Here is a 21,381-nt window from a genome sequence, read left to right on the forward strand (position 1 = left end):
AGTACTGAATTGAAATTGCGGAGATTCGGTCAGCGCTTGACTGCGATACCGCCGTCGGGGTGAACGACGTCTCCGGTGATCCCTCGGGATCGGTCAGAAGCGAGGAACACGTAGCTCCACGCGTGGTCGGAACCGTCGAGTGCCACCGCGAGCGGCACCCTCGCCTGCAGTTCCTTCTCTCGCCCGGGTGTGGATCCGAGGCTGCGGTCGTGCAGTCCCAGACTGCTCAGTCCGCGCAGGTCGGTGTTCAGGGTCCCTCCTGGCGCCACGCCGTTCACTCGGATGTCGGGCGCGAGTTCGTAGGCGAGCGAGGTCACGATCCCGCGGACTGCGAACTTCGAACCGACATAGAGGACACCCCCGCGCCCGGGGTAGTAGGCCGACGTCGACTCAGTCAACAGAATCGACGCGTTGTCAGCCTCGCGCAGCGCCGGCAGAGCGGCCTTCACCGAGTGCAGTTGCGACTTCACGTTGACCGCGAAGATCTCGTCGAAGGCTTCGTCGAGGACCTCCGAGTCCAGCTCACTGAGCCCTCGGTAGTAGTCGAAGATCCCGACACAGTTCACCAGCAGATCAAGGCCGCCGAATGCGTCCACAGTGGCCGCGACCGCTGCTTCGTTGGCCTCGCGCGTCGTGGCGTCTCCACAGGTGACCGGGACGTTCGGCAGCGCATCGCGCACGGCCTGGCACTTCGCTTCGTCCTTCTCCAGGATGGCCACGGAAGCCCCCTCCGAGAGGAAGGCATCGACGACTGCCCGCCCGATTCCCGATCCGGCTCCGACCACCAGTGCGCGTCGCCCTTGCAGCCAGCCGGTCACTGCTCGTCCTCATCCGAAATCAACGGACCGAACGGATGGCCGACGAGGGCCGAAAGAGTTGCCGCATTCTGCCAGGTCAGCGACTCCAGTTCGAGCGGGTCCAACGTGATCCACTGTCCAGACTTCGGCGAATCGATCAGCAATCTGGCCCCATTGCGCGTCTCCACCCGGATGACGCGGGTCTCAGCGAACTCATTGGCGATGACGATGGGCTCGCCCGTCGCTTGCGCGAGCAGGCTCTCTCGTTCGCGCAACGCGTCCGCCGCCGCCTGCCGATCTTCTGCACTGCCTTCCCATTCGAGATTCGCCATCAGTGCCTCACAGGAAGATCGCCAGGTTCTGCATGCGCAGAACCGACTCATCGACGGCGATGTGCCTACGAGCCAGAAGCCAACGCCCATCGACACGGCGAAGCAGGTCCTCGCGGCCCGCGGAGACGAATGCGGCCTCACGGACGTCGCCGCGGCTGCGGAACAGCAGCATCGCGGAGTCGACGACCAACTCGTCCTCGTTCTCGGTGGCGAAGGTCCGCACGTTTCCGAGGTGGTGCCTGAGTCGGGACGGCGGATCTTCGGTCCAGGCGTGCTCGGTCGCAAACCGCGCGATGCGGCGGCTCAGCGAGTACTTGTTCTCGTCGAAGTGAGCCATGCCGGGCGCCGTGTCGTAGCCGGATCCGAGCGCCGTGGTGACCTTCACCGGCATGTAGTAGTGGATGTCGTCGGTCAGGACACCGAGCCAATCCGTGTAACGCTGCTCGTCGAGCATGTAGGTCTCGTCGACCAGCCAGCGATGGGCTTGCAGGTGACGGGCATCGTCGAACGGCAACGTCGCACCGGCGCGCACCGTCGTGGATGCGTAGCCGCCGAGTTGTGAACGACCGCCGTCGATCGGGTAGTAGGTGGTCATCGGCTCACAGCCTCCTGATTCGATGTCGGTTCGGTGGTCGCGTCCCCGCAGGGCGAATCGCAGGTGGTCCCCCCGACGTTGCCGCGGACTAGGCCGCCTATCGACACGGCGTCGACCTCGTTCGGCTCGCGTTCGAGGTAGTCGACCCACCGTTCCAGCAGATGCCGCTGGTTGTATTCGCCGTAGCCCACATGTGCTTCACCGGGACCGGCGAACTCGTCCGGCCCGAGGGCGGGAACCACCGGTGAGCCGTCTATCTTCATGCCCATCCGACTGTTCAGGTGGAGGCGCCGCGCCATCGATCCGGCCGCAGTGTTGGTCAGCGACACCCAGTTCTCGACGTCGTCCTGCTCGAACATTCCGGTGCTGCCGAAGCACATCAGGTAGGCCTTGTACGACAGCGCCTTGAACTCCTCCGGAGCGTCCTTGTCGACGACGAACCAGGAGAGGACTTCGGTCTCGTTCTCGCTGATCGGCTGCCACTGGCGAAGAGTCAGGAAGGGCAGGACCTCGTCGCTGTGCTCCTCCACTTTCGGCCAGTTGTGGACCAGGCTGATGTTCGGGAAGATCGACGCCGCCGAGACCATGAATCCGTTCTCGCCGATCACCTTGAGCTGCTCCGGCGACCAGGTCTCCTTCATGCGTTCGATCATCTCGTCGGGGTAACCGACGTAACGCATGCTGTCCTCGAAGCTGCCGGGGGGCAGCTTGTACGTGGTGCCGCCACCGTTGCCGGCCCAGTACGTGTTGCCGTCCTTACGCTTCTCCGCCTTCGGTTCACGGAAGAGCCCGATCTCCACGACGCTCGTGTGTGTCTGAGGCGTGTGGTACATGTCGCCCGCAAAGTTCTCGGCGCCGATCTTCCAGTTGGCCTTGATCCTCCACCGCTGAGGACCGCGCATCTCCAGGCCGCCCTTGCTCTGCTTGGTGTAGTAGTCCAAGTAGAAGGCGAAATCGCCGAGGTAGTCCTTCAACGACTCCGCGTTCGGATCGAGGCTGATGAAGATGAGTCCGTTGTAGCTGTCGATCGACGGTGCAGGCAGCAGCGTCTGCCCCTTCTTTGCGAAGCCCTCCTCGCCGCCGTACGCCTCCTGGTGAAACGGAAGACCGATGATGCGACCGTCGTTGCGGTACGACCAGCCGTGGTACGGGCATCGGAAGTGCGAGGCGTTGCCCATCTCTGCACGGCAGACCTGCATGCCGCGATGCAGGCACATGTTGAACATGGCGCGCACTTCGCCCTTGCTGTCCCTACTGACGATGAACGAGTCGTCCAGGACACGACGGACCACGTAGTCGCCGACGTCCGGGATCTCCGATTCGTGTGCAACGAACTGCCAGGAACGACTGAACAATCGTCCCTTCTCCAGCTCGAAGATCTCCTTGTCGTTGTAGATGTGCGCGGGGATCATCCCTGCACGCACAGCTTCGAACGTGGCGGAGTGGTCAGTCATACTTCCTCCATCAGTCTCTGATTTACAGATATGCATTCTGCCTGACAGAGATTCGTGATGCAAGCGTTCTTGTTCACCCGGTGCGACCCACACCACATTCAGGCGCGTCGACCTGCGCAGACGCGGCCCGCAGCGATGCAAAAAGGGCCGTCGACAGCTTCCGTCGACGGCCCTTGTTTCTGCTCTTCAGAGCAAGCTAGTCCTTCCGGCCACCCGCCAGGATCACCAGCGCACCGCCGAGCAGCGACATGTTCTTGACGAACTGCACCTGCTGCATCTTGCGCTGCATCGGGTCGTCGATCTCCCAGAAGCCGTGGCCGGCGAATGTGGTCGGGACCAGCGACGCGGCGATGAGGCCGGCACCCGTACGGGCGCCGAGACCGGTCGCGACCATCGCACCGCCGACGACCATCGCGGCACCGTTGGCGCGGACGATGGTGTCGTTGTCGAGCGGCACCGGCACCACACTGCGGACCTGGTCGAGCAGCGGTGCGGCGGCGTCGACGCGACCGCCCGGCTCGGTGGCGGCGTCGTACCCGAGCATCATGTACGGGATGCCGGTGAGGGCTCGGCCTGCGGCGTGAAGAAGGCGCATGCGGGTGTCCTTTCGAGGTGGGAACTGCTGGAAGCGAGGGTACCGGCAGCACAGCGCCGCCGACACGAGTGTCGGCGGCGCTGTGGTGGTCGGACCGGCCGGGTCAGCGGGTGCGCTTGCTCCGCGGCTGCCAGACGACGAGCGCGTTGGTCCGGGGAACCGGAACCAGCTCGCCGTGGCGGGCGCGCGTGGCGTGCTCCAGTTGGTGGACGAGGTCGTCGACCCGCTTGTGCAGGGCCTCCACCTCGTCACTCAATTCGATGATCCGCTTGATGCCCGCGAGGTTGACGCCCTCGTCCTGCGAGAGACGCTGGATCTCGCGGAGCATCTCGACGTCGCGGTTCGAGTACCGGCGACCGCCGCCGCGCGTGCGCTGCGGGGTCACGAGCCCGAGCCGGTCGTACGTGCGGAGCGTCTGGGCGTGCATGCCCGCCAGTTCCGCCGCCACCGAGATCATGAACGTGGCCGCGTCCGCGACCTCGTCACTCCTGCGTCGTTCGTTGCCTGCCATGGGTCATTCACCGCCCCCATCCGGCGCGGGGGTCGAAGCCGCTTGCGCGTTCGGCCTCCGCGTACTGCTTCATCGCTGCGGTCGCAGCGTCGTCGAGCGAGGTCGGGACCGCCACCTTCACGGTGACGAGCAGGTCGCCCGAGCCGCCCGACCGCTTCGGAACGCCACGCCCCTTGAGGCGCAGCGTACGCCCGTCGGACGTCCCCGCCGGGATCTTGACGCCGACGGAGCCGTCGAGCGTCGGGACCGAGACGGTGGCTCCGAGGACCAGTTCGGAGATCGACACCGGCAGTTCGACGCGGAGGTCGTTGCCGCTGCGGGTGAAGACCTTGTCGGCCAGCACGTGAACCGTCACGTACAGATCGCCCGACGGCGCACCGCGCATGCCGGCCTCGCCCTGTCCGGCGAGGCGGATCCGTTGACCGTCTTCGACGCCCTGCGGGACGCGGACGTTGATGGTCCGCGGACGCACGGTGATGCCGGAGCCCTGGCAGTCGGGGCACTGGTCGTCGATCTTGGTGCCGGTGCCCTGGCAGTCGGGGCAGGGTTCGGAGAAGCCGAAGTGTCCCTGGCTGCGGTTGACGAAGGCGGTGCCGTTGCAGGTGGGGCAGGTGCGCGGGCTGGTGCCCGGCTTCGCCCCGCTGCCGTGGCAGTTGGTGCACGGGGAGGGGCTCGTGACGCGCAGTGTCACCTTGGATCCCTGGACCGCATCGCGGAAGGCGAGCGTGGTCTCGGTCTCGAGGTCGTTGCCGCGCCGCTGACGGGTGCCACCGCCCGCGGACCGGCCGCGTCCACCGAGGAGGTCGCCGAACAGGTCGCCCAGTCCGCCGCCCCCGCCGGCCGCACCACCGCCGCCGAAGAGGTCGCCGATGTCGAATCCGCCGGTGCTGCCACCGGAACCGCCGAAGCCGCCGCCCCCGAAACCGCCGTTGCCGCCGCGGAAGCGACCGCTGGCCATCAGGCTGCGGGCCTCGTCGTACTCCTTGCGCTTGCTCTCGTCGGCCAGCACGCTGTGTGCTTCCGACACCTTCTTGAATCGTTCCTCGGCCGCCTTGTCGCCCGGGTTGGCATCCGGGTGCAGCTCGCGGGCGAGCTTCCGGTAGGCCTTCTTGATCTGGTCGGCGGTGGCGTCGGAAGAAACGCCGAGGTCCGCGTAGAAATCGCGTTCCAGCCATTCACGCTGTACTGCCATCAGACGTCACCTCCTGAAAAAGTCTGTGGTTGTGATGTGCCGCTCCTGGTTTGAGGTGCACGGGTCCGCAGGTGTGTGAGTGCAGCGGCGACGGGGCCGCGGCGGGCGCGAACCCGTCCGCGGCCCCGCGCGCACATCACTGTTCCGGTGCGGGTGCCGGATCTGTGACCGTCACGACGGCGTGGCGGATCACCTTGTCGCCCAGGCGGTAGCCCACCTGGTAGACGTTGCCGATGACCGGAGTGTCGCCACTCCCGTCGTTCTGCACTGCTTCGTGGAGTTCGGGATCGAACGCCTCTCCCGGCTCCGCGAACTTCGCCAGCTTCTCCCCCGCCAGGACGTCGCCGAGCTTGTCGGCGAACGCCCGCAGCGGGCCCGTCTCGAGATCGCCGTGCGCGCGGGCACGGTCGAGGTCGTCGAGGATCGGCAGCAGCTTCTTGACGAGGATCTCCTTGCCGCGGTCGACGGCTTGGAGCTGTTCCTCGGCGCTGCGCCGACGGAAGTTGTTGAACTGAGCGCGTTCCCGCTGAAGCGCCTCGGTCAGCTCTGCGACCTGTGCGTCAGCGTTGCTCGCCTGATCACCGTTCGTCTCGTCGGCGACGGCTTCGTCACCGGCGGGCTGGGCCGCCGCGTCGTCCGCGGCGCCCCCGTCCTGTCCGGCATCGGTGTGTCCGGCGTCCGCGGCGGTGCGCGGCTCACCCGTCTCGGGGTCGATCCGCCGGTTGTCGGTCACGGTGACCGGCTCGTCGACGTTCTCCTCGGGATTGGTCACTTGGACTCACCCTCGGCAGGATCGTCCACGACCTCGGCGTCGACGACGTCGTCGGCGCCGGCGTCACCGGCGGCCGCGGCACTCTCGCCCTCGGCCTGAGCGCTGGCGTAGATCGCCTGGCCCATCTCCTGGGAGACCTCCGACAGCTTCTCGACGGCGCTGCGGACGGCAGCGGTGTCGGTGCCCTTCAGCGCCTCCTTGGCGTCGGCGACGGCCGATTCGACCTTCTCCTTGACGTCGGCCGGAACCTTGTCGTCGTTCTCCTTGAGGAACTTCTCGGTCTGGTTGACCAGCGACTCCGCCTGGTTGCGGGTCTCGGCCTCCTCGCGGCGAGCGCGATCCTCTTCGGCGTGTGCCTCGGCGTCCTTCACCATGCGGTCGATCTCGTCCTTCGAGAGGCCCGAGCCGTCCTGGATCCGGATGCTGTTCTCCTTGCCGGTGCCCTTGTCCTTCGCGGTGACGTGCACGATGCCGTTGGCGTCGATGTCGAAGGTCACCTCGATCTGCGGGACACCCTGCGGAGCCGGTGCGATGCCGCCGAGCTCGAACGAACCGAGCAGCTTGTTGTGCGACGCGATCTCGCGCTCACCCTGGTACACCTGGATCTGCACCGACGGCTGGTTGTCCTCAGCGGTGGTGTAGGTCTCCGAGCGCTTGGTCGGGATGGTGGTGTTGCGCTCGATCAGCTTGTGCATGACGCCGCCCTTGGTCTCGATGCCGAGGGACAGCGGGGTCACGTCGAGCAGCAGCACGTCCTTGACCTCGCCGCGCAGGACGCCGGCCTGGAGCGCTGCACCCACCGCGACGACCTCGTCGGGGTTGACGCCCTTGTTCGGCTCCTGACCGCCGGTCAGCTCCTTGACCAGGTCGGTGACCGACGGCATACGGGTGGAGCCGCCGACCAGGACGACGTGGTCGATGTCGCCGACAGAGATGCCCGCATCCTTGATCACGGCCTGGAACGGCTTGCGGGTGCGATCCAGCAGGTCACTGGTGATCTTCTGGAACTCGCTGCGCGAGAGCTGCTCGTCGAGGAAGAGCGGGTTCTTGTCCGCGTCGACGGTGATGTACGGCAGGTTGATCGAGGTGCTCTGCGAGGCGGAGAGCTCAATCTTCGCCTTCTCCGCGGCCTCGCGCAGACGCTGCATGGCCATCTTGTCCTTGGTGAGGTCGATGCCCGACGACGCCTTGAACTTGTCGACCAGCCATTCCACGACGCGCTCGTCCCAGTCGTCGCCGCCCAGGTTGTTGTCACCCGAGGTGGCGCGAACCTCGACGACACCGTCGCCGATCTCCAGCAGCGAGACGTCGAAGGTGCCGCCGCCGAGGTCGAAGACCAGGATGGTCTGTTCCTTCTCGCCCTTGTCGAGGCCGTACGCCAGTGCGGCGGCGGTGGGCTCGTTGACGATGCGCAGCACGTTGAGGCCGGCGATCTGGCCGGCTTCCTTGGTGGCCTGACGCTGCGAGTCGTTGAAGTACGCCGGGACGGTGATGACCGCGTCGGTGACGTCCTCGCCCAGGTAGGCCTCGGCGTCGCGCTTCAGCTTCATCAGCGTGCGGGCGCTGATCTCCTGCGGGGTGTACTTCTTGTCGTCGATAGCGACGGTCCAGTCGGTGCCCATGTGGCGCTTGACCGAACGGATGGTGCGGTCGACGTTGGTGACCGCCTGGTTCTTGGCGGGCTGGCCGACCAGGACCTCGCCGTTGCGCGCGAACGCGACGACCGACGGGGTGGTGCGGGAGCCTTCGGCATTGGCGATGACGGTGGGTTCGCCACCTTCGAGCACCGACACCACGGAGTTGGTGGTGCCGAGGTCGATTCCGACAGCACGTGACATGTGTGTTCCTCCTAGTTCCGGCTCGTCCGTTGATAGGCCGGGTAGTTCTTGGGGCCGTTTAGGCCTGCGTGGTCTTGCGAAACCTCAGCGCCTGCGACTCAGGTTTAGTCGAGGTTCTGATCGACGTCAACCTTGTTGAGCGCTTGACACTCAAGTTTCTCGATCGGTTCAACTCCACGCAGGGGCGTTTCATTCCACGAAGTTGAGCGGATATCGCTCAATCTTGCGTGAGGCTCGTCACTGCGACACGTCCACTAGGGTGTGCGACTAGAACGTGTTACAGATTTCGAGATCGAGAACGGAAGCACCCAATGGAGATCAGAGAAGCCATGCTGGCCACCGCCGAGAAGTCGCCGACCGCGGTCGCGGATCACGACAGGACCGCATGGCTGGCGCTGTTCGACGACGGCGGGCTCGTCAACGACCCCGTCGGCTCCGCACCGCACCGCGGAAGCGAGGAGCTCGGCGCCTTCTACGACACTTTCATCGCCCCCAACACCGTCGTCTTCCACCCGGAGCACGACATCGTCTGCGGCGACACCGTGGTCCGCGATCTGACCCTCGAGATCCAGATGGCCGACGGCGTCACCCTCCTGGTGCCCGCTCACCTGCGGTACGTGCTCGCCTCGCCGAGCCGGATCGCCGGGCTGTACGCGCACTGGGAACTCCCGTCGATGGTCGGCCAGATGCTCGGCAAGGGCGCCGGCGCGCTGCCGGTGTCGGGACGGCTGTCGCTGCGGCTCCTCAAGAACCAGGGCCTCGCCGGCTCCCTCGGCTTCGCTCGCGGCTTCGTCCGGACCGGTGCCGCGCACAAACGGATCGCCGCCGCCTTCTTCGACGACCCGGTCGCCTCCGACGCCCCCGTCACCTACGACGCCGCCCCGGCCGTGCCGTCGTCGACCCTCCGCGACGAACTCATCGGCTGGCACGTCGGCAAGGCCATCGCCGCCGGCGACTACGTGACGCTGAGCCTGACTCGCGGCCGTCCGTCCGGGGAGACCGAGCACGCCGTCGCGATGTGCCGATTCACCCACCGAACGCTGACCGACGTGACGGTGTACGTCGACGCGTGATCGCGCGCCGCGCCGACGTCGGCACCCTCCGCTATCGTGACCGCATGTTGACTCCCGAGGACATCCACTACGTCGCTTTCAGCAAGCCGCCGTTCGGCAAGCGCGGCTACAACGAGGACGAGGTGGATGCCTTCCTGGATCTGGTGGAGATGACGGTCATCGAACTGCGCGAACGCCTCTCGAAGTACGAACAGGTGTGACACCCGCCATGATGTCCCTATGACGAACATCGACTACGAGGTCCGCGACCAGGTGGCGCATGTGCGACTCAACCGCCCCGAGAAGCACAACGGCCTCACCCTCGACATGATCGACGACCTCGCGAAGACCGCCGACCGCGTCGGCCGGGACCGAAGCATCCGCGCGGTGATCCTGTCCGGCGAGGGGCCGTCGTTCTGCTCGGGACTGGACTTCGCGTCGGCCGGTAGGGAACGCGCGCGGATCCTGCGGAACATGGTGCCGAAACGGTCGTCGGCGGCCAACAACTTCCAGGCCGCGGGCTGGGCGTGGCGCGGCGTCCCGGTGCCGGTGATCGCGGTGATCGACGGGCACTGCTTCGGAGGCGGCCTGCAGATCGCCCTCGGCGCCGACTTCCGATACAGCACCCCCTCCGCCGACTACTCGATCCTCGAAGCCAAGTGGGGCCTCATCCCCGACATGTCGCTGTCGGCGAGCATCGCGCAGCTGACCTCGATCGACGTCGCCAAGCGGCTCACGATGACCGGCGAGGTCTTCTCCGCCGAGCAGGCCCTGGGCTGGGGGCTGATCAGCGAGGTGCACGACGACCCGTACGCGGCGGCGGAGGCCTTCGTGGAACTGGTCAAGCAGCGGTCGCCGGACGCTGTGGCGTCGTCGAAGATCCTGTTCGAGAACACCTGGTACAGCGGTTCGCGACTCGGCTTCCCGGTAGAACAGGCCCTGCAACTGCGACTGCTGCGCGGTAGGAACGCGGCGATCGCACGCAAGGCCGGCCTCGCGAAGGAGAAGCCGCAGTTCCTCGACCGCCAGGTCTGAATCGTGAGTCGCCCTCCGCGCACCGCCGCGCTCCCCGCCGATCCCGCCGCCCTGTGGCGCGGGCTGGACGACGACGATCCCGTCGGTCCGCTGTGGCGGGCGACCCAGATCTTCCGCCTGGTCAGCTTCGTCTACGCCCTGGGTTTCGTAGTGGCCGTCAACGGCGATCTGGAGCATCCTGCGGTCGCGTGGATCCTGTTCGCGGTCCTGGTACTCGCCAACATCTGGTGGGCGACGGGCTATCTCGCAGGGTTCGGCCGACGCTGGTGGTTCGTCGCGACGGAAGTGATCGTGTCGATGGCGATGATGCTGTCGACCGAGTTCGTCGCCTCCCGCGACTGGATCGCCGACAACCAGACCTGGCCCACCACGCTCTGGATGACCAACGCCGCCCTGTCCGCGGCGTTGATCGGCGGGGCGCGCTGGGGTCTGGTCGGCGCCGTCGCGATCAGCGTCGCGAACTATTACGTCAAGGGCGAGATCATGATGAACTTCGGCCGCAACGCCACCGCGATCCTGCTGATCGCGGCATCGATGGCCGTCGGCATGGGCGCCTCCCGCGCACGGTTGATGCACGCGCGACTCACCTCCGCCATCCAGCTGGCTGCACGTGCCGCCGAACGGGAGCGACTCGCGCGCGAGGTGCACGACGGCGTGCTCCAGGTACTGGCGCTGATCTCTCGCCGAGGACGCGAGATCGGCGGTCCCACCACGGAACTCGCAGATCTCGCCGCCGAACAGGAACGGGTGCTGCGCCACCTGATCGCCGACGCCCCGCCCACGATCTCCGACGCCGCCGCCCGCGATCTGGGGCCCGCTCTCCGAGCGCTCTCGGACGAGCGGATCCAGGTCAGCACGCCCGGCGAAGCGGTGCTGCTCGACGCCGCGGTGGTCCGCGAGATCCTCGCCGCGGTCGGGAACATCCTCGACAACGTCGCCCGGCACGCGGGTCCCGCCGCCCGGACGTTCGTGCTGTTGGAAGACCTCGACGACGAAGTGGTCGTCAGCATCCGCGACGACGGCGTCGGGATCGAGCCCGGCCGGCTGGAGTCCGCGGTCAGCGAGGGCCGGATGGGCATCTCGCGGTCGATCATAGGGCGGATCGAGGAGTTGGGCGGCACCGCACGCCTGGAGTCCGCCCCCGGGGCCGGGACAGAATGGGAGCTGACCGTCCCCGTCGACCGCACAGAGGATCAGCCATGACCGAGACACCGCTCCGCGTGATGGTCGTGGACGACCACCCGATGTGGCGCGAGGGCGTCGCCCGCGACCTGACCGAGGAGGGATTCGACGTGGTCGCGACGGCCGACGGTTGCGCCAGTGCGGCCGCCCGCGCCGCGGCGGTCCGGCCCGACGTCGTTCTGATGGACATGCAGATGCCCGACGGATCGGGTGCCGTCGCGACCGCGAAGGTCCTCGAAGCCCACCCGACGGCACGGGTGCTGGTGCTGTCGGCGTCCGACGAGCGCGACGACGTCCTCGAGGCCATCAAAGCCGGTGCGCTGGGCTACCTGGTGAAGAGCGCGCAGCGGTCGGAGCTGGTGGCCGCGGTCCGCGCCACCGGAGACGGGCAGGCCGTGTTCACCCCCGGCCTGGCCGGGCTGGTGCTCGGCGAGTACCGGCGGATCGCACGGTCGCCCGCACCCGACACCCCGACGCTGACGCAGCGCGAGATCGAGGTGCTGCGGCACGTCGCGAAGGGGCTGTCGTCGCGGCAGATCGCGACGCGGTTGGAGATCAGTCCGCGCACCGTCGAGAACCACGTGGGCGCCGCGTTGCGGAAGCTGCAGCTGGGCAACCGCGTCGAGCTGGCCCGCTACGCGATCGAGCACGGCCTCGACGAGGAGCAGTGACCCGCACGCGTAAGTGACCACGCCGTCTGAGTAGTTCTGCGCATGTCCGAACGGCCCTCGCCGACGAGGCTTGAATGCATGCAGAACAACATGGATCCAGCAGTCACGGCGGCCCGCCTCGGCGACGAGCTGTCGAGCATCGCGGGCCAGATGTCGGCGGTGTCCGACGACTTCGCCGCCCTCGCCGAACGACTTGCGGACACGGCGGTCGCCGCGTTCGCCGAACGGTCGGAGACGAAGGCTCCCGCCCCCGCGCCGGCACCTGCTGCGGCCGCGGTCCAGGCTCCGCCGCAGCAGGCGCCCCGGCCGACGACCGCTCAGGAACCGCGGCAGCCGACTCCGGTTCATCAGATGCCCCCGGTCCCCCAGCCGCAGCCCGCGGCCGCACCCCGACCCGCGAACCCTGCGCCGAACAACGCCGCGCCCCACAACCCCGTGCCCAGCAGCCCGATGCTGCAGTACATGACCGCGACGACGCCGACGCCCTTCGGTCCCCCGCCGTCGGGCGCGACCGCTCAGTCACGGTGGACGCAGTTCCCCGCCCCGCAGCCGCCGGCCGACACCCGCAGCTTCGGCGAACGTCTGGCCGACGCCGCCGAGCGCGGTCTGATCGGCCGCATCCTGGCCGCGGTCGGTGTCGGCATCACGTTGATCGGCATCGTGCTGCTGCTGGTCCTCGCCGCGCAGGCGGGTCTTCTGCGGCCCGAGATCCGGGTCCTCGGCGGTGCCGTGTTCGCCGCCGCACTGGTCACGGTCGGCGCTCGGATCGGTCGTCGCGAGGAGAAGCGCTCCGGCGCACTCGCGCTGGTCGCCACCGGTGTCGCGGCCGCACTGTTCGACGTCCTCGCCGCGACGTCCATCTACCACTGGCTGCCCGAGGTGGCCGCGTTGATCCTCGGCGGCGCGATCGGAGCAGGAGGCCTGTGGCTGGCGCACCGGTGGGACAGCCAGACGCTCGGGCTGATGGTGTCGATCCCGCTGCTGGTGTTCGCACCCGTCGTCTCCGCAGGCGTCGACGCGACGCTGGTCTGCTTCATGCTGGTGTACGCCGCGTCGACCCTGTGGATTCAGGTCGGCCGCGACTGGACCGCCCTGTTCGTCGTCAACACCGTCGCGACCACCCTGCCGCTGATGGCGGTGGCGAACGGCATCGCCGACGTTGACGCCTGGCTGCTGGTTCTGACCGGACTGGTCAACCTGGCCCTGGCGGTGGGATCCGTGGTCGTGCTGGCGCCGTCGAGCAGTCGCGCCGTGATCCTCGGATTGACCGCTGTCGTGGCGAGCATCCCCCTGCCGATCATGGGTGGCAGCGAGATCCTGAACCGTCCCACCGCGAGCGCCACCGTCGCCCTCGGCGGTCTGCTGATGGCCCTCGCCGCGGTCGCGACGCGCGGTCGTACATCCGTCCCGTTCGTGTGCCGAGCAGTGTGGCTGAGCGGCGGCGCCGTCTTCGCCGCCCTGGCACTCGGCATCGCCCTCCGCGGCGACACGCTCTCGCTCGGCTTCCTGGGTGCTGCGATCGTGGTGATCGTCGCGAGCCGGTGGGCGGGCGACCTCGCCGACGCCACCCGCATCATCGCCGGAGTCTTCGGGTCTCTCGGACTCGCGACGCTCCTCGCCATCGGCGGTGCCGAGCAGGTGCTGGTCCCGGGCTCGCTGGACTCCACCGGCCAGGCGACCCTACTGGTCGGCGCCCTCCTCGGCCTCTCGGCCGTGACGCTGCTGGCCCACGAGTTCGGTGAGCACTTCCCCGTCCACGCCCAGCAGATCTGGCTGGTCGGCGGCCTCATCGACCTCTGGCTGATCACCGAGGCCTGCATCAGCATCGGCAACCTGGCGACCGGCGGTTCGGTCGGCGGCTTCCGCGGCGGCCACATGGCGGCCACCCTGATCTGGTTCGGTGCCGCGGCCGCGGTCCTGATGTGGGCGCGCACACTGACCGGATCGGCCCGGTCGCTGGCCCTCGCCACCGGGCTCGCTGTCCTGACGGCCGCGATCGCGAAGCTCTTCCTGTTCGACCTCACCGCTCTCGCCGGTGTCTTCCGCGTCATCGCCTTCATCGTCGCCGGACTGGTCCTCCTGTCCCTCGGCGTGGCATACGCGCAGAGCCTCACCTCGGGCGAGAAGCAGGCCCAGCCGGTCGGTCGCCCGGCCGCCTAGGCCGTGTTGGATGAGTCCACTGCCTTGGGTCGGTGGATCCGATGGACGGCTGGCAAGGCGGAGGAGGGAGGCATAGCGGTAGCTATGTCGACCGACGACAACGCAGCCAGGCGTTCATCGGGCCGCCGAGACAGGCAAAGGGACTCATCCAACACGGCCTAAGCACTGGCAGAAAATCTCGGCCCCCGAATCCATCTGTGAGATGGATTCGGGGGCCGAGATTTTTGAATGGAACCGATCCGGCCGCCGCTGCGTCTAATCATCATGGGGGAGATTTCACCGATAACAGCGCATTGGACAGAAAGTCCGGAAGTCGCGGTAGCGCACCACCTCGCGGCGAACGACGGAATCATCACCATCGCCGACGCACTGAACTGCGGATTCACGGAGGCTCAGGTCGAGTCCCGGGTGAAACGCGGACTCTGGGTGAGTCCTGCGCGCGGAGTCTTCCTCTCCGTGGAGCATCGACTCACCGAAGCCGCACGGATCCGCGCGATCGCCGCGGCGAGACCTGCCGTCATCGATCGGCTGTCGGCCGCCTGGTGGCACGGCTTCCGCCACGACCATCCACCCGAGGTCACGGCCTCGATTCCCCGCGGATGCAAGACGAGGGCGCGCTGCGACATCCCCGCCGACCTTCGTCGTCGCACCTACCCCAGCGAGGACGTCGTCGAGGTGAACGGCGTGACGGTCACCGCACCGGCGTTGTCGATTCTCGGTGCCACGGCCATGCTCGACGACGACGAAGCGCTGAACTTCCTGGACCGGATGATTCAGAAGGAGGTCGTCACGGTCCCCGAACTGACCGCGGCCCTGGATCGGAACAGGGGGATCCACGGTCTCGGTCGCGCGCGGAAGCTGATGGCGATCGCGGCGGGCGAGTCGGAGTTCGAGGCGGAGCGACTCTTCGTGAAGCTGCTGCGTCAGGAACGGCTCACCGGATGGAAGCAACAGGTCTGGTTGTGCGGTTACCGGTACGACTTCGTCTTCCCCGAGGAGCGGATCGCGATCGAGATCCACGGCTATTCGTTTCACCGATGGGAGGACCGCCAGAACCGCGATCTGACGAAGGCCAACGCGATCGCCACGGCGGGCTGGCTGCCGCTGGCCTACTCGTGGAAGCTGCTCAACCACCACCGCGAGGAGTCGATGACGCAGGTGGTGCGCGCCGTCGCCGCTCGCCGGGGCGAACTGTCCTGAACGAAAGATCTCGGCCCCCGAATCCATCTGTGAGATGGATTCGGGGGCCGAGGATTTCGAGACGGGCGTCTACTTCTTCGCGAGTGCCATCACTGCTCCGGAGGCCGCCATGATGACGGCCCCGACGAGTGCGAGGTACGCGCCGGTGCCTGCGCTGAAGCCGTCGTTGACGAGGAAGACACCGGCGGCACCCGCGGCAACGGAGAGTGCGGAGATGATCAGCGTCGGGCGCACCAGGTTGGCCTGGTACTTGCCGATCAGACGCCAGATGGCGACACCACCGAGGACCACCGCCGCACAGAGGACCAACCAGTGGATCCGCGACCCCGAGAACTCCACCTCGTAATCGGCAGAGTTCGTGACGCGCGTGAGGCCGTCGACCTTGGCGTCCGGATCCTCGGTCACGTAGTACCAGGTGAGGAAGTAGGAGGCGATCGACACCGCGGCGCCGAGGAGGACGCCGATCGCGGCGATCGAGAATCCTTCGAAGCCGCTTCGCTCTGATTCGGCAGCGGGTGCGACGGTCGCGTTCGGGAATCCGTTCGGGGCGTACGGCTGGTTCATCTGTTCCTCTCGGGCTGCGGATCCGGGCTCTCCGGGATCGCTCGCCTCGGACGCTACCGGCCCTCAGCACCGCTGTCGGTCAGAGAGATGACGACTCCCGGACCGGCCGAGAAGGCCGGCCCGGGAGACGAATTCACTGCATCAGGCCACGGCGGTGGTCGCCTGCGCGGGCTCGAGTGCCTGCGCGACGATGTCGGCGACATCGGTCATCGGCTTCACTTCGAGCGCCTCCAGAACCTCCGCCGGGACGTCGTCCAGGTCGGGCTCGTTGCGCTGCGGGATGAAGACCGTCGTCAGACCGTTCCGCTGTGCAGCGAGCAGTTTCTGCTTGACGCCGCCGATCGGCAGGACCCGACCGTTCAACGTCACCTCGCCGGTCATGCCGACCTCGCTGCGGACGCGTCGTCCGGTCAGCATCGACACGAGGGCGGTGACCATCGTGACGCCCGCGGACGGACCGTCCTTCGGCACCGCGCCCGCCGGGAAGTGGATGTGCACCGTGCCGTTCAGCGCCGCCGGATCGATCCCGAACTCCGCGACGTGCGCCTGCACGTAGCTGAGAGCGATCTGCGCCGACTCCTTCATCACGTCACCCAACTGGCCGGTGAGCTTGAGCTGCGGCCCCGACGGACCGTCACTCGCGCCACCCGACCCCGATACTCCGAGCGCTTCGATGAAGAGCACGTCGCCGCCCATGCCGGTCACCGCGAGTCCGGTCGCGACTCCGGGCACCTCGGTGCGTTCTGCGGTCTCCGGGGTGAAGCGCGGCCGGCCGATGTAGTCGACGAGCGACGCTGCACCGACGCTGACGGGCTCGTTCGAGTCGGACACCTTCACCGCCACCTTGCGCGCAACCTTCGCGAGCATCCGCTCGAACTGCCGGACACCCGGTTCACGGGTGTAGTTCGCGGCGATCTCGCGGAGTGCGTCCTCGGTGATCGCCACCTCCTCCGAGGTCAGCGCGGCACGCTCCAACTGGCGCGGGACCAGGTAGTCGCGGGCGATCGCCACCTTGTCGTCCTCGGTGTAGCCGTCGATGGTGACGAGCTCCATCCGGTCCAGCAGTGCGGACGGGATGTTCTCGACCACGTTCGCGGTGGCGAGGAACACGACGTCCGACAGGTCCAGGTCCAGGTCCAGGTAGTGGTCGCGGAAGGTGTGGTTCTGCGCCGGGTCCAGGACCTCGAGGAGGGCGGCCGACGGGTCGCCGCGGTAGTCGGAGCCCACCTTGTCGATCTCGTCGAGCAGGACGACGGGGTTCATCGATCCTGCCTCGCCGATGGCGCGGACGATCCGGCCGGGCAGTGCGCCGACGTAGGTGCGACGGTGACCGCGGATCTCGGCCTCGTCGCGGACGCCGCCGAGGGCGACGCGCACGAACTTGCGACCGAGCGCCCGCGCGACCGACTCGCCGAGCGACGTCTTGCCGACTCCGGGAGGACCGGCGAGGACCATGACGGCACCCGATCCGCGACCGCCGACCACGGACAGGCCGCGTTCGGCGCGCCGCGCGCGGACCGCCAGGTATTCGACGATCCGGTCCTTGACGTCGTCCAGACCGTGGTGGTCGGCGTCGAGGATCTCGCGGGCGCCCGCCAGGTCGGTGGAGTCGTCGGTGGTCACCGACCACGGCAGGTCCAGGACGGTGTCGAGCCAGGTGCGGATCCACCCGGTCTCCGGGCTCTGGTCGGAGGCGCGCTCCAGCTTCCCGACCTCGCGCAGCGCGGCCTCTCGCACGTTGTCGGGCAGGTCGGCGGACTCCACGCGGCCGCGGTAGTCGTCGGCACCGTCCGGTTCGTCCTCGCCGAGCTCCTTGCGGATGGCGTTGAGCTGCTGGCGCAGGAGGAACTCCTTCTGCGTCTTCTCCATGCCGTCGCGGACGTCGGATGCGATCTTGTCGCTGACCTCGGTCTCGGCCAGATGCTCGCCGGTCCACTCGATCAGCAGCCGCAGTCGTTCGTCGACGTCGGGTGTCTCGAGCAGCTGCCGCTTCTGCTCGTCGCTGATCCACGACGAGTAGCCGGACGTGTCGGCGAGCGCTGCGGGGTCGGTGAGCCGGTTGACGGCGTCGATGACCTGCCACGCCTCGCGGCGCTGCAGCATCGCGAGGACCACCTTGCGGTACTCGGTGGCCAGCTCACGCGTGGTGTCGGTGGGCTCCTTCTCATCGACGAGGTCGACCTCCACCCACAGCGCGGCGCCCGGCCCGGACGTTCCGGTGCCGATGTGCGCACGCTGTTCGCCGCGGACCACCGCGACATAGCCGTCGCGCCCCTGCATGCGTCCGACCTGGACGATCGAGGCGATGACGCCGTGCGTCGGGTAGCGGTCGTCGAGCCGCGGGGCGATCAGGATCTTGCCGTCTTCACCGGCGCGCGCGGCATCGACCGCGGCTTGACCGGCGTCGTCTAGCGGCACGGGTACGACCATGCCGGGCAGGACCACGAGGTCCGGGACGAACAGGACGGGGACGGAAATGTTGTCAGACATGACACCTCCAAAGTTCAGTCTGATGGACTCAACCCGGGGTGTTGTTCATTCATTCCGCGTCCGTGTTCGCCCTCGGCGATCAGGCCGGCCGCGGCGTCAGCCGGAACACGCGGGCACCGTCCTGCCAGGCCTGCTCGAGGTCGGACGGGTCGGGCTCGCCGCGATCGTCGAGTCGCACTTCGTTTAACGTGGCGAACTGCCGATTCTCCCGGCAGATCTGCCGATAGAGGGCGACGACGTCCTCGCGCTCGGAGTAGACCACGACGTCGGCGGCGCGTCGCACTCCCTGAAGCAGGACGGTCACCGGCTCGCCGGTTCGAAGGTTCCGGCCCCATGGAAACGGAGTTCCGACGAGGAGGTCGTCGCCGTCGCGGGTGTAGGCAACCGGGACCTAGAATCGTCTCCCGGTCTTCCGCCCGATCACCTCGATGGTGACCAGCCGTCTCCCGGCCAGCGATCGCAGTCCCGGCGCCTTGAGCACCGTCCGCACCACTCGATTCACCATGCCCTGCACGGGCAGCGTCTGAGCCATCGGATTCCTCCCGAAAGTCTATTTCAACAGTTGTTGAACTACTTTCAGTGTGCGCGCCTCCGACGACATCGCGCAAGGTCTGTCAGCTCGCGACCCGCCACTCGAAGCCGTCCGGGTCCGCGAAGCCGCCGACGGTCGCGTCGACCACGAGGCGGTGCGAGCCGCTTCCCTCCGGGGGCACGCCGGCGTCCTTGGCCGCAGCCTTGCGACCGTAGAGGGCGAGGGTCACGCCGCCTGCGGCGTCGAACTCGACGTATTTGCGCCCGTAGGTCTTCGCGACCGACAGCCCCCGGTCGACGTAGAACTCCTTGGTCGCGACGATGTCGTCGGCACCGATCAGCAGGACCATCGAGTCGATGACGCCCAGCGGCGCGCCGGTGACCTTCTTGGACGACGCCGCGATCTTCCAGAGTGTGCCGTCCGGTGCTTCGAGGACGCCGCCGTAACCCCAGAACGACTTCTTGGCAGGCTTCACCACGCGGGCGCCGGCGGCGACCGCCGGTTCGATGAAGGAGTCGACGACTGCCGGGTCGGCGACCACGAGGGAGATCACGAAGCCGCGGAAGCCGGACGTCGACGCGTCGGACTGTTCGAAGCGGAGCCGGTCGGCGATGCCGAACGCGGTGTAGAAGGACTCGGCGGCGGAGATGTCGTCGACCTGCAGGGTGAGCGTGTTGATGTTCGTCATGCGTTCAACGCTAGAAGCGCCGCAGCGGCAACGCTTCTCGAAAACTGCTCGATGTCAGGCGGGCGGACCACCGAGCGTCTCGTTGACCGTCTTGGAGCCGTCGACCGTGCACAGGGTCTTGGCGAGGGTGGCGGCGAGACCCTTGTTATTCGGGTGGATCTTGGTACGACCGCCGGCGATGATCACGGTCGCGACCGCCGTCTGGGTGGCTTCGTCGAGCGTGAGGTACTCGGCGCACGACATCGTCAACGAGTTCGCGGGCGCGTCGACCGGCGGGGTGGTCGCGGTCGGCGAATCAGTGGGAGCACTCGTCGTGGTGGTCTCCGTCGACGAGGCGGTCGTGGTGGTGGCCGCGACCGTGGCGGCGGGATCCTTGACCGCGGTGCCGTCCGCCCCGCATCCGGCGATCATCGCGGCGGAGGCCGCGATGCCGAGGGCCAACGGAATCACGCGGAGAGTCTTCATGCCTTGGACGGTAGCGGACCGACGGCCGCATTCATCCGAACACACGACTCGCATCCGAGATCGACGACGGTCGACGGCGCGCGGCCCAGCCACGAGGCCGCGCGCCGAACGGTCTACCAGTCGGTCTCGTCGAACACGATCATGCCGCGAATGTTGTTGCCCTCGAGCATGTCGTCGTAGGCCTTGTTGATGTCCTCCAGTCGGTACGTCTGGGTGACGAGGTCGGCGAGGTTGAGAGCACCGGTGCGGTACTCGTTGAGGAGTTTCGGCACCTGCGTACGCGGACCGGCGCCGCCGAAGATCGCGCCCTGCAACCGCTTCTGGAACAAGGTCATCTCGAACAGGTTGAGCTTGACGTCCATCGCCGCGTAGTCGCCCATGCCGACGACGACCGCCGTACCGCCCTTTCCGGTGAGCGCCATGGCCGGCGCGATGTACTCGCCCTTCATCTCGCCGATGGTGAGGACGACGACATCGGCCATGGTGCCCCATGTCATCTCGCCGACCGGGCCGACCGCGGCCTCCATGTTCTCGAAGGTGTGGGTGGCGCCGAGCTTCTCGGCCATGTCGCGCTTGAACTTGACCGGGTCGACGGCGACGACATGCCGCGCGCCCGCGGCCTTGGCACCCTGAACCGCGTTGATGCCGACGCCGCCGATGCCGACCACGACCACCGTGTCGCCGACTCTGGTGCCGCCGATCTCGGTGACCGATCCCCATCCGGTCGCGATGCCGCAGCCGAGGAGCGCCGCGTTCTGCAGCGGGATGTCGTCCTCGATCTTCACCAGCGACGCCTGGTTGACGGTGATGTACGGGGAGAAGGTGCCGAGCAGGCACATCTGAGTCAGCCCGACGTCGCCCTGGGTGACGCGGTGCGTCTTGTCGGAGATCGACAAGCCGGTCAGCAGTCCGGCGCCCTCGTCGCAGATGTTCTGCGCACCGCGCGAACACGGACCACAGACGCCGCACGCCGGAATGAAGGCGGTGACGACGTGGTCGCCCTCGGCGAAGCGGGTCACGCCGGGCCCCACCTTGACGACGGTTCCGGCACCCTCGTGACCGCCGACCACCGGCATCGGCGCAGGACTCTGCCCGGTCCGCAGATGATGATCGGAGTGGCACAGTCCCGAGCTGGCCAGCCGGACCTGGACCTCACCGGCGACGGGGTCGCCGAGCTCCACCTCCTCGACCTTCCACTCTTCGTTCACTCCGTGCAGGATTGCGGCCTTCGTCTTCATCGCGACAACACTTTCTCT

The 21,381-nt window shown here is 67.6% G+C and carries 22 protein-coding genes and 1 pseudogene; 7 read left to right on the forward strand and 16 right to left on the reverse strand.

The annotated features are described in order from the left end of the window. Window positions 1–29 precede the first annotated feature (29 nt). The 9 genes from hcaB to dnaK form a co-directional block, all read right to left on the reverse strand. Complete coding sequence (gene hcaB, locus ACH46_RS18595; protein WP_062394241.1) at window positions 30–818, reverse strand: 3-(cis-5,6-dihydroxycyclohexa-1,3-dien-1-yl)propanoate dehydrogenase; 789 nt, start codon at window positions 816–818, stop codon at window positions 30–32. After that, window positions 815–1,129 carry a hypothetical protein gene (locus ACH46_RS18600; protein WP_062394242.1) on the reverse strand — a complete coding sequence of 105 codons (315 nt, stop codon included), beginning with the start codon at window positions 1,127–1,129 and terminating at the stop codon, window positions 815–817. Before ACH46_RS18600 ends, hcaB begins: the two co-directional genes overlap by 4 nt. Window positions 1,130–1,136: 7 nt before the next feature. Then, window positions 1,137–1,724, reverse strand: a complete 588-nt coding sequence (locus ACH46_RS18605; protein WP_062394243.1) for a 3-phenylpropionate/cinnamic acid dioxygenase subunit beta — start codon at window positions 1,722–1,724, stop codon at window positions 1,137–1,139. Continuing rightward, entirely contained in the window at window positions 1,721–3,178 is a 1,458-nt protein-coding gene (locus ACH46_RS18610; protein WP_082399823.1) for a Rieske 2Fe-2S domain-containing protein, read from the reverse strand. Before ACH46_RS18610 ends, ACH46_RS18605 begins: the two co-directional genes overlap by 4 nt. A 196-nt stretch (window positions 3,179–3,374) precedes the next feature. Next, window positions 3,375–3,773 carry a DoxX family membrane protein gene (locus ACH46_RS18615; protein ID WP_062394244.1) on the reverse strand — a complete coding sequence of 133 codons (399 nt, stop codon included), beginning with the start codon at window positions 3,771–3,773 and terminating at the stop codon, window positions 3,375–3,377. Window positions 3,774–3,876: 103 nt separating this feature from the next. After that, entirely contained in the window at window positions 3,877–4,284 is a 408-nt protein-coding gene (locus ACH46_RS18620) for a heat shock protein transcriptional repressor HspR (protein ID WP_062394245.1), read from the reverse strand. A gap of 7 nt (window positions 4,285–4,291) precedes the next feature. Continuing rightward, window positions 4,292–5,476: a molecular chaperone DnaJ gene (gene dnaJ / locus ACH46_RS18625; protein ID WP_062394246.1), complete on the reverse strand. Its 1,185-nt coding sequence runs from the start codon at window positions 5,474–5,476 to the stop codon at window positions 4,292–4,294. A 136-nt stretch (window positions 5,477–5,612) separates the two neighbouring features. Then, window positions 5,613–6,248: a nucleotide exchange factor GrpE gene (gene grpE, locus ACH46_RS18630; RefSeq protein WP_062394247.1), complete on the reverse strand. Its 636-nt coding sequence runs from the start codon at window positions 6,246–6,248 to the stop codon at window positions 5,613–5,615. After that, window positions 6,245–8,086 (reverse strand): molecular chaperone DnaK, encoded by a 1,842-nt coding sequence (dnaK, locus tag ACH46_RS18635; RefSeq protein WP_062394248.1) that lies wholly within the window; start codon window positions 8,084–8,086, stop codon window positions 6,245–6,247. The genes grpE and dnaK overlap by 4 nt, the downstream gene beginning before the upstream one ends. Window positions 8,087–8,397: 311 nt before the next feature. Between dnaK and ACH46_RS18640 the strand changes: the two genes are divergently transcribed. From ACH46_RS18640 to ACH46_RS18670, 7 genes and pseudogenes are all read left to right on the forward strand, one after another. Beyond that, a complete protein-coding gene (locus ACH46_RS18640) occupies window positions 8,398–9,159 on the forward strand; it encodes a nuclear transport factor 2 family protein (RefSeq protein ID WP_062394249.1) in 762 nt (253 codons plus the stop codon). 44 nt (window positions 9,160–9,203) lie between these two features. Next, window positions 9,204–9,353, forward strand: a pseudogene (locus ACH46_RS18645) (DivIVA domain-containing protein); the annotation flags it as partial. Window positions 9,354–9,378: 25 nt separating this feature from the next. Beyond that, a complete protein-coding gene (locus ACH46_RS18650) occupies window positions 9,379–10,173 on the forward strand; it encodes a crotonase/enoyl-CoA hydratase family protein (RefSeq protein ID WP_062394250.1) in 795 nt (264 codons plus the stop codon). 3 nt (window positions 10,174–10,176) lie between these two features. Then, window positions 10,177–11,376, forward strand: a complete 1,200-nt coding sequence (gene macS / locus ACH46_RS18655) for a MacS family sensor histidine kinase (RefSeq protein ID WP_062394251.1) — start codon at window positions 10,177–10,179, stop codon at window positions 11,374–11,376. Then, the gene (locus tag ACH46_RS18660; RefSeq protein ID WP_062394252.1) at window positions 11,373–12,026 is read left to right on the forward strand and encodes a response regulator; all 654 of its coding nucleotides are present in this window, start codon (window positions 11,373–11,375) and stop codon (window positions 12,024–12,026) included. The genes macS and ACH46_RS18660 overlap by 4 nt, the downstream gene beginning before the upstream one ends. Before the next feature lie 78 nt (window positions 12,027–12,104). Beyond that, window positions 12,105–14,186, forward strand: a complete 2,082-nt coding sequence (locus tag ACH46_RS18665; protein ID WP_062394253.1) for a DUF2339 domain-containing protein — start codon at window positions 12,105–12,107, stop codon at window positions 14,184–14,186. Window positions 14,187–14,612: 426 nt separating this feature from the next. Continuing rightward, window positions 14,613–15,386 carry a DUF559 domain-containing protein gene (locus ACH46_RS18670; protein ID WP_157851095.1) on the forward strand — a complete coding sequence of 258 codons (774 nt, stop codon included), beginning with the start codon at window positions 14,613–14,615 and terminating at the stop codon, window positions 15,384–15,386. A 69-nt stretch (window positions 15,387–15,455) separates the two neighbouring features. On the opposite strand, the gene ACH46_RS18675 is transcribed toward ACH46_RS18670, so the two are convergent. The 7 genes from ACH46_RS18675 to ACH46_RS18700 all read right to left on the reverse strand — a co-directional run bounded on the left by ACH46_RS18675 (window position 15,456) and on the right by ACH46_RS18700 (window position 21,363). Further along, window positions 15,456–15,950 (reverse strand): hypothetical protein, encoded by a 495-nt coding sequence (locus ACH46_RS18675; RefSeq protein ID WP_062394255.1) that lies wholly within the window; start codon window positions 15,948–15,950, stop codon window positions 15,456–15,458. 141 nt (window positions 15,951–16,091) lie between these two features. After that, window positions 16,092–18,440, reverse strand: coding sequence for an endopeptidase La (gene lon / locus ACH46_RS18680; protein ID WP_062394256.1), 2,349 nt, complete (start codon window positions 18,438–18,440; stop codon window positions 16,092–16,094). A 79-nt stretch (window positions 18,441–18,519) separates the two neighbouring features. Continuing rightward, the gene (locus ACH46_RS21700; RefSeq protein ID WP_226995681.1) at window positions 18,520–18,744 is read right to left on the reverse strand and encodes a hypothetical protein; all 225 of its coding nucleotides are present in this window, start codon (window positions 18,742–18,744) and stop codon (window positions 18,520–18,522) included. Between the two features lie 87 nt (window positions 18,745–18,831). Continuing rightward, window positions 18,832–18,972 carry a hypothetical protein gene (locus tag ACH46_RS21705; protein ID WP_226995682.1) on the reverse strand — a complete coding sequence of 47 codons (141 nt, stop codon included), beginning with the start codon at window positions 18,970–18,972 and terminating at the stop codon, window positions 18,832–18,834. Window positions 18,973–19,054: 82 nt separating this feature from the next. Beyond that, window positions 19,055–19,660, reverse strand: coding sequence for a VOC family protein (locus ACH46_RS18690; RefSeq protein WP_062394257.1), 606 nt, complete (start codon window positions 19,658–19,660; stop codon window positions 19,055–19,057). A 54-nt stretch (window positions 19,661–19,714) separates the two neighbouring features. Further along, window positions 19,715–20,125, reverse strand: a complete 411-nt coding sequence (locus ACH46_RS21370; RefSeq protein WP_062394258.1) for a hypothetical protein — start codon at window positions 20,123–20,125, stop codon at window positions 19,715–19,717. Between the two features lie 113 nt (window positions 20,126–20,238). Then, entirely contained in the window at window positions 20,239–21,363 is a 1,125-nt protein-coding gene (locus ACH46_RS18700; RefSeq protein WP_062394259.1) for an NDMA-dependent alcohol dehydrogenase, read from the reverse strand. Between the last annotated feature and the right edge of the window lie 18 nt (window positions 21,364–21,381).

This window comes from Gordonia phthalatica, assembly GCF_001305675.1.
Lineage (GTDB): Bacteria > Actinomycetota > Actinomycetes > Mycobacteriales > Mycobacteriaceae > Gordonia > Gordonia phthalatica.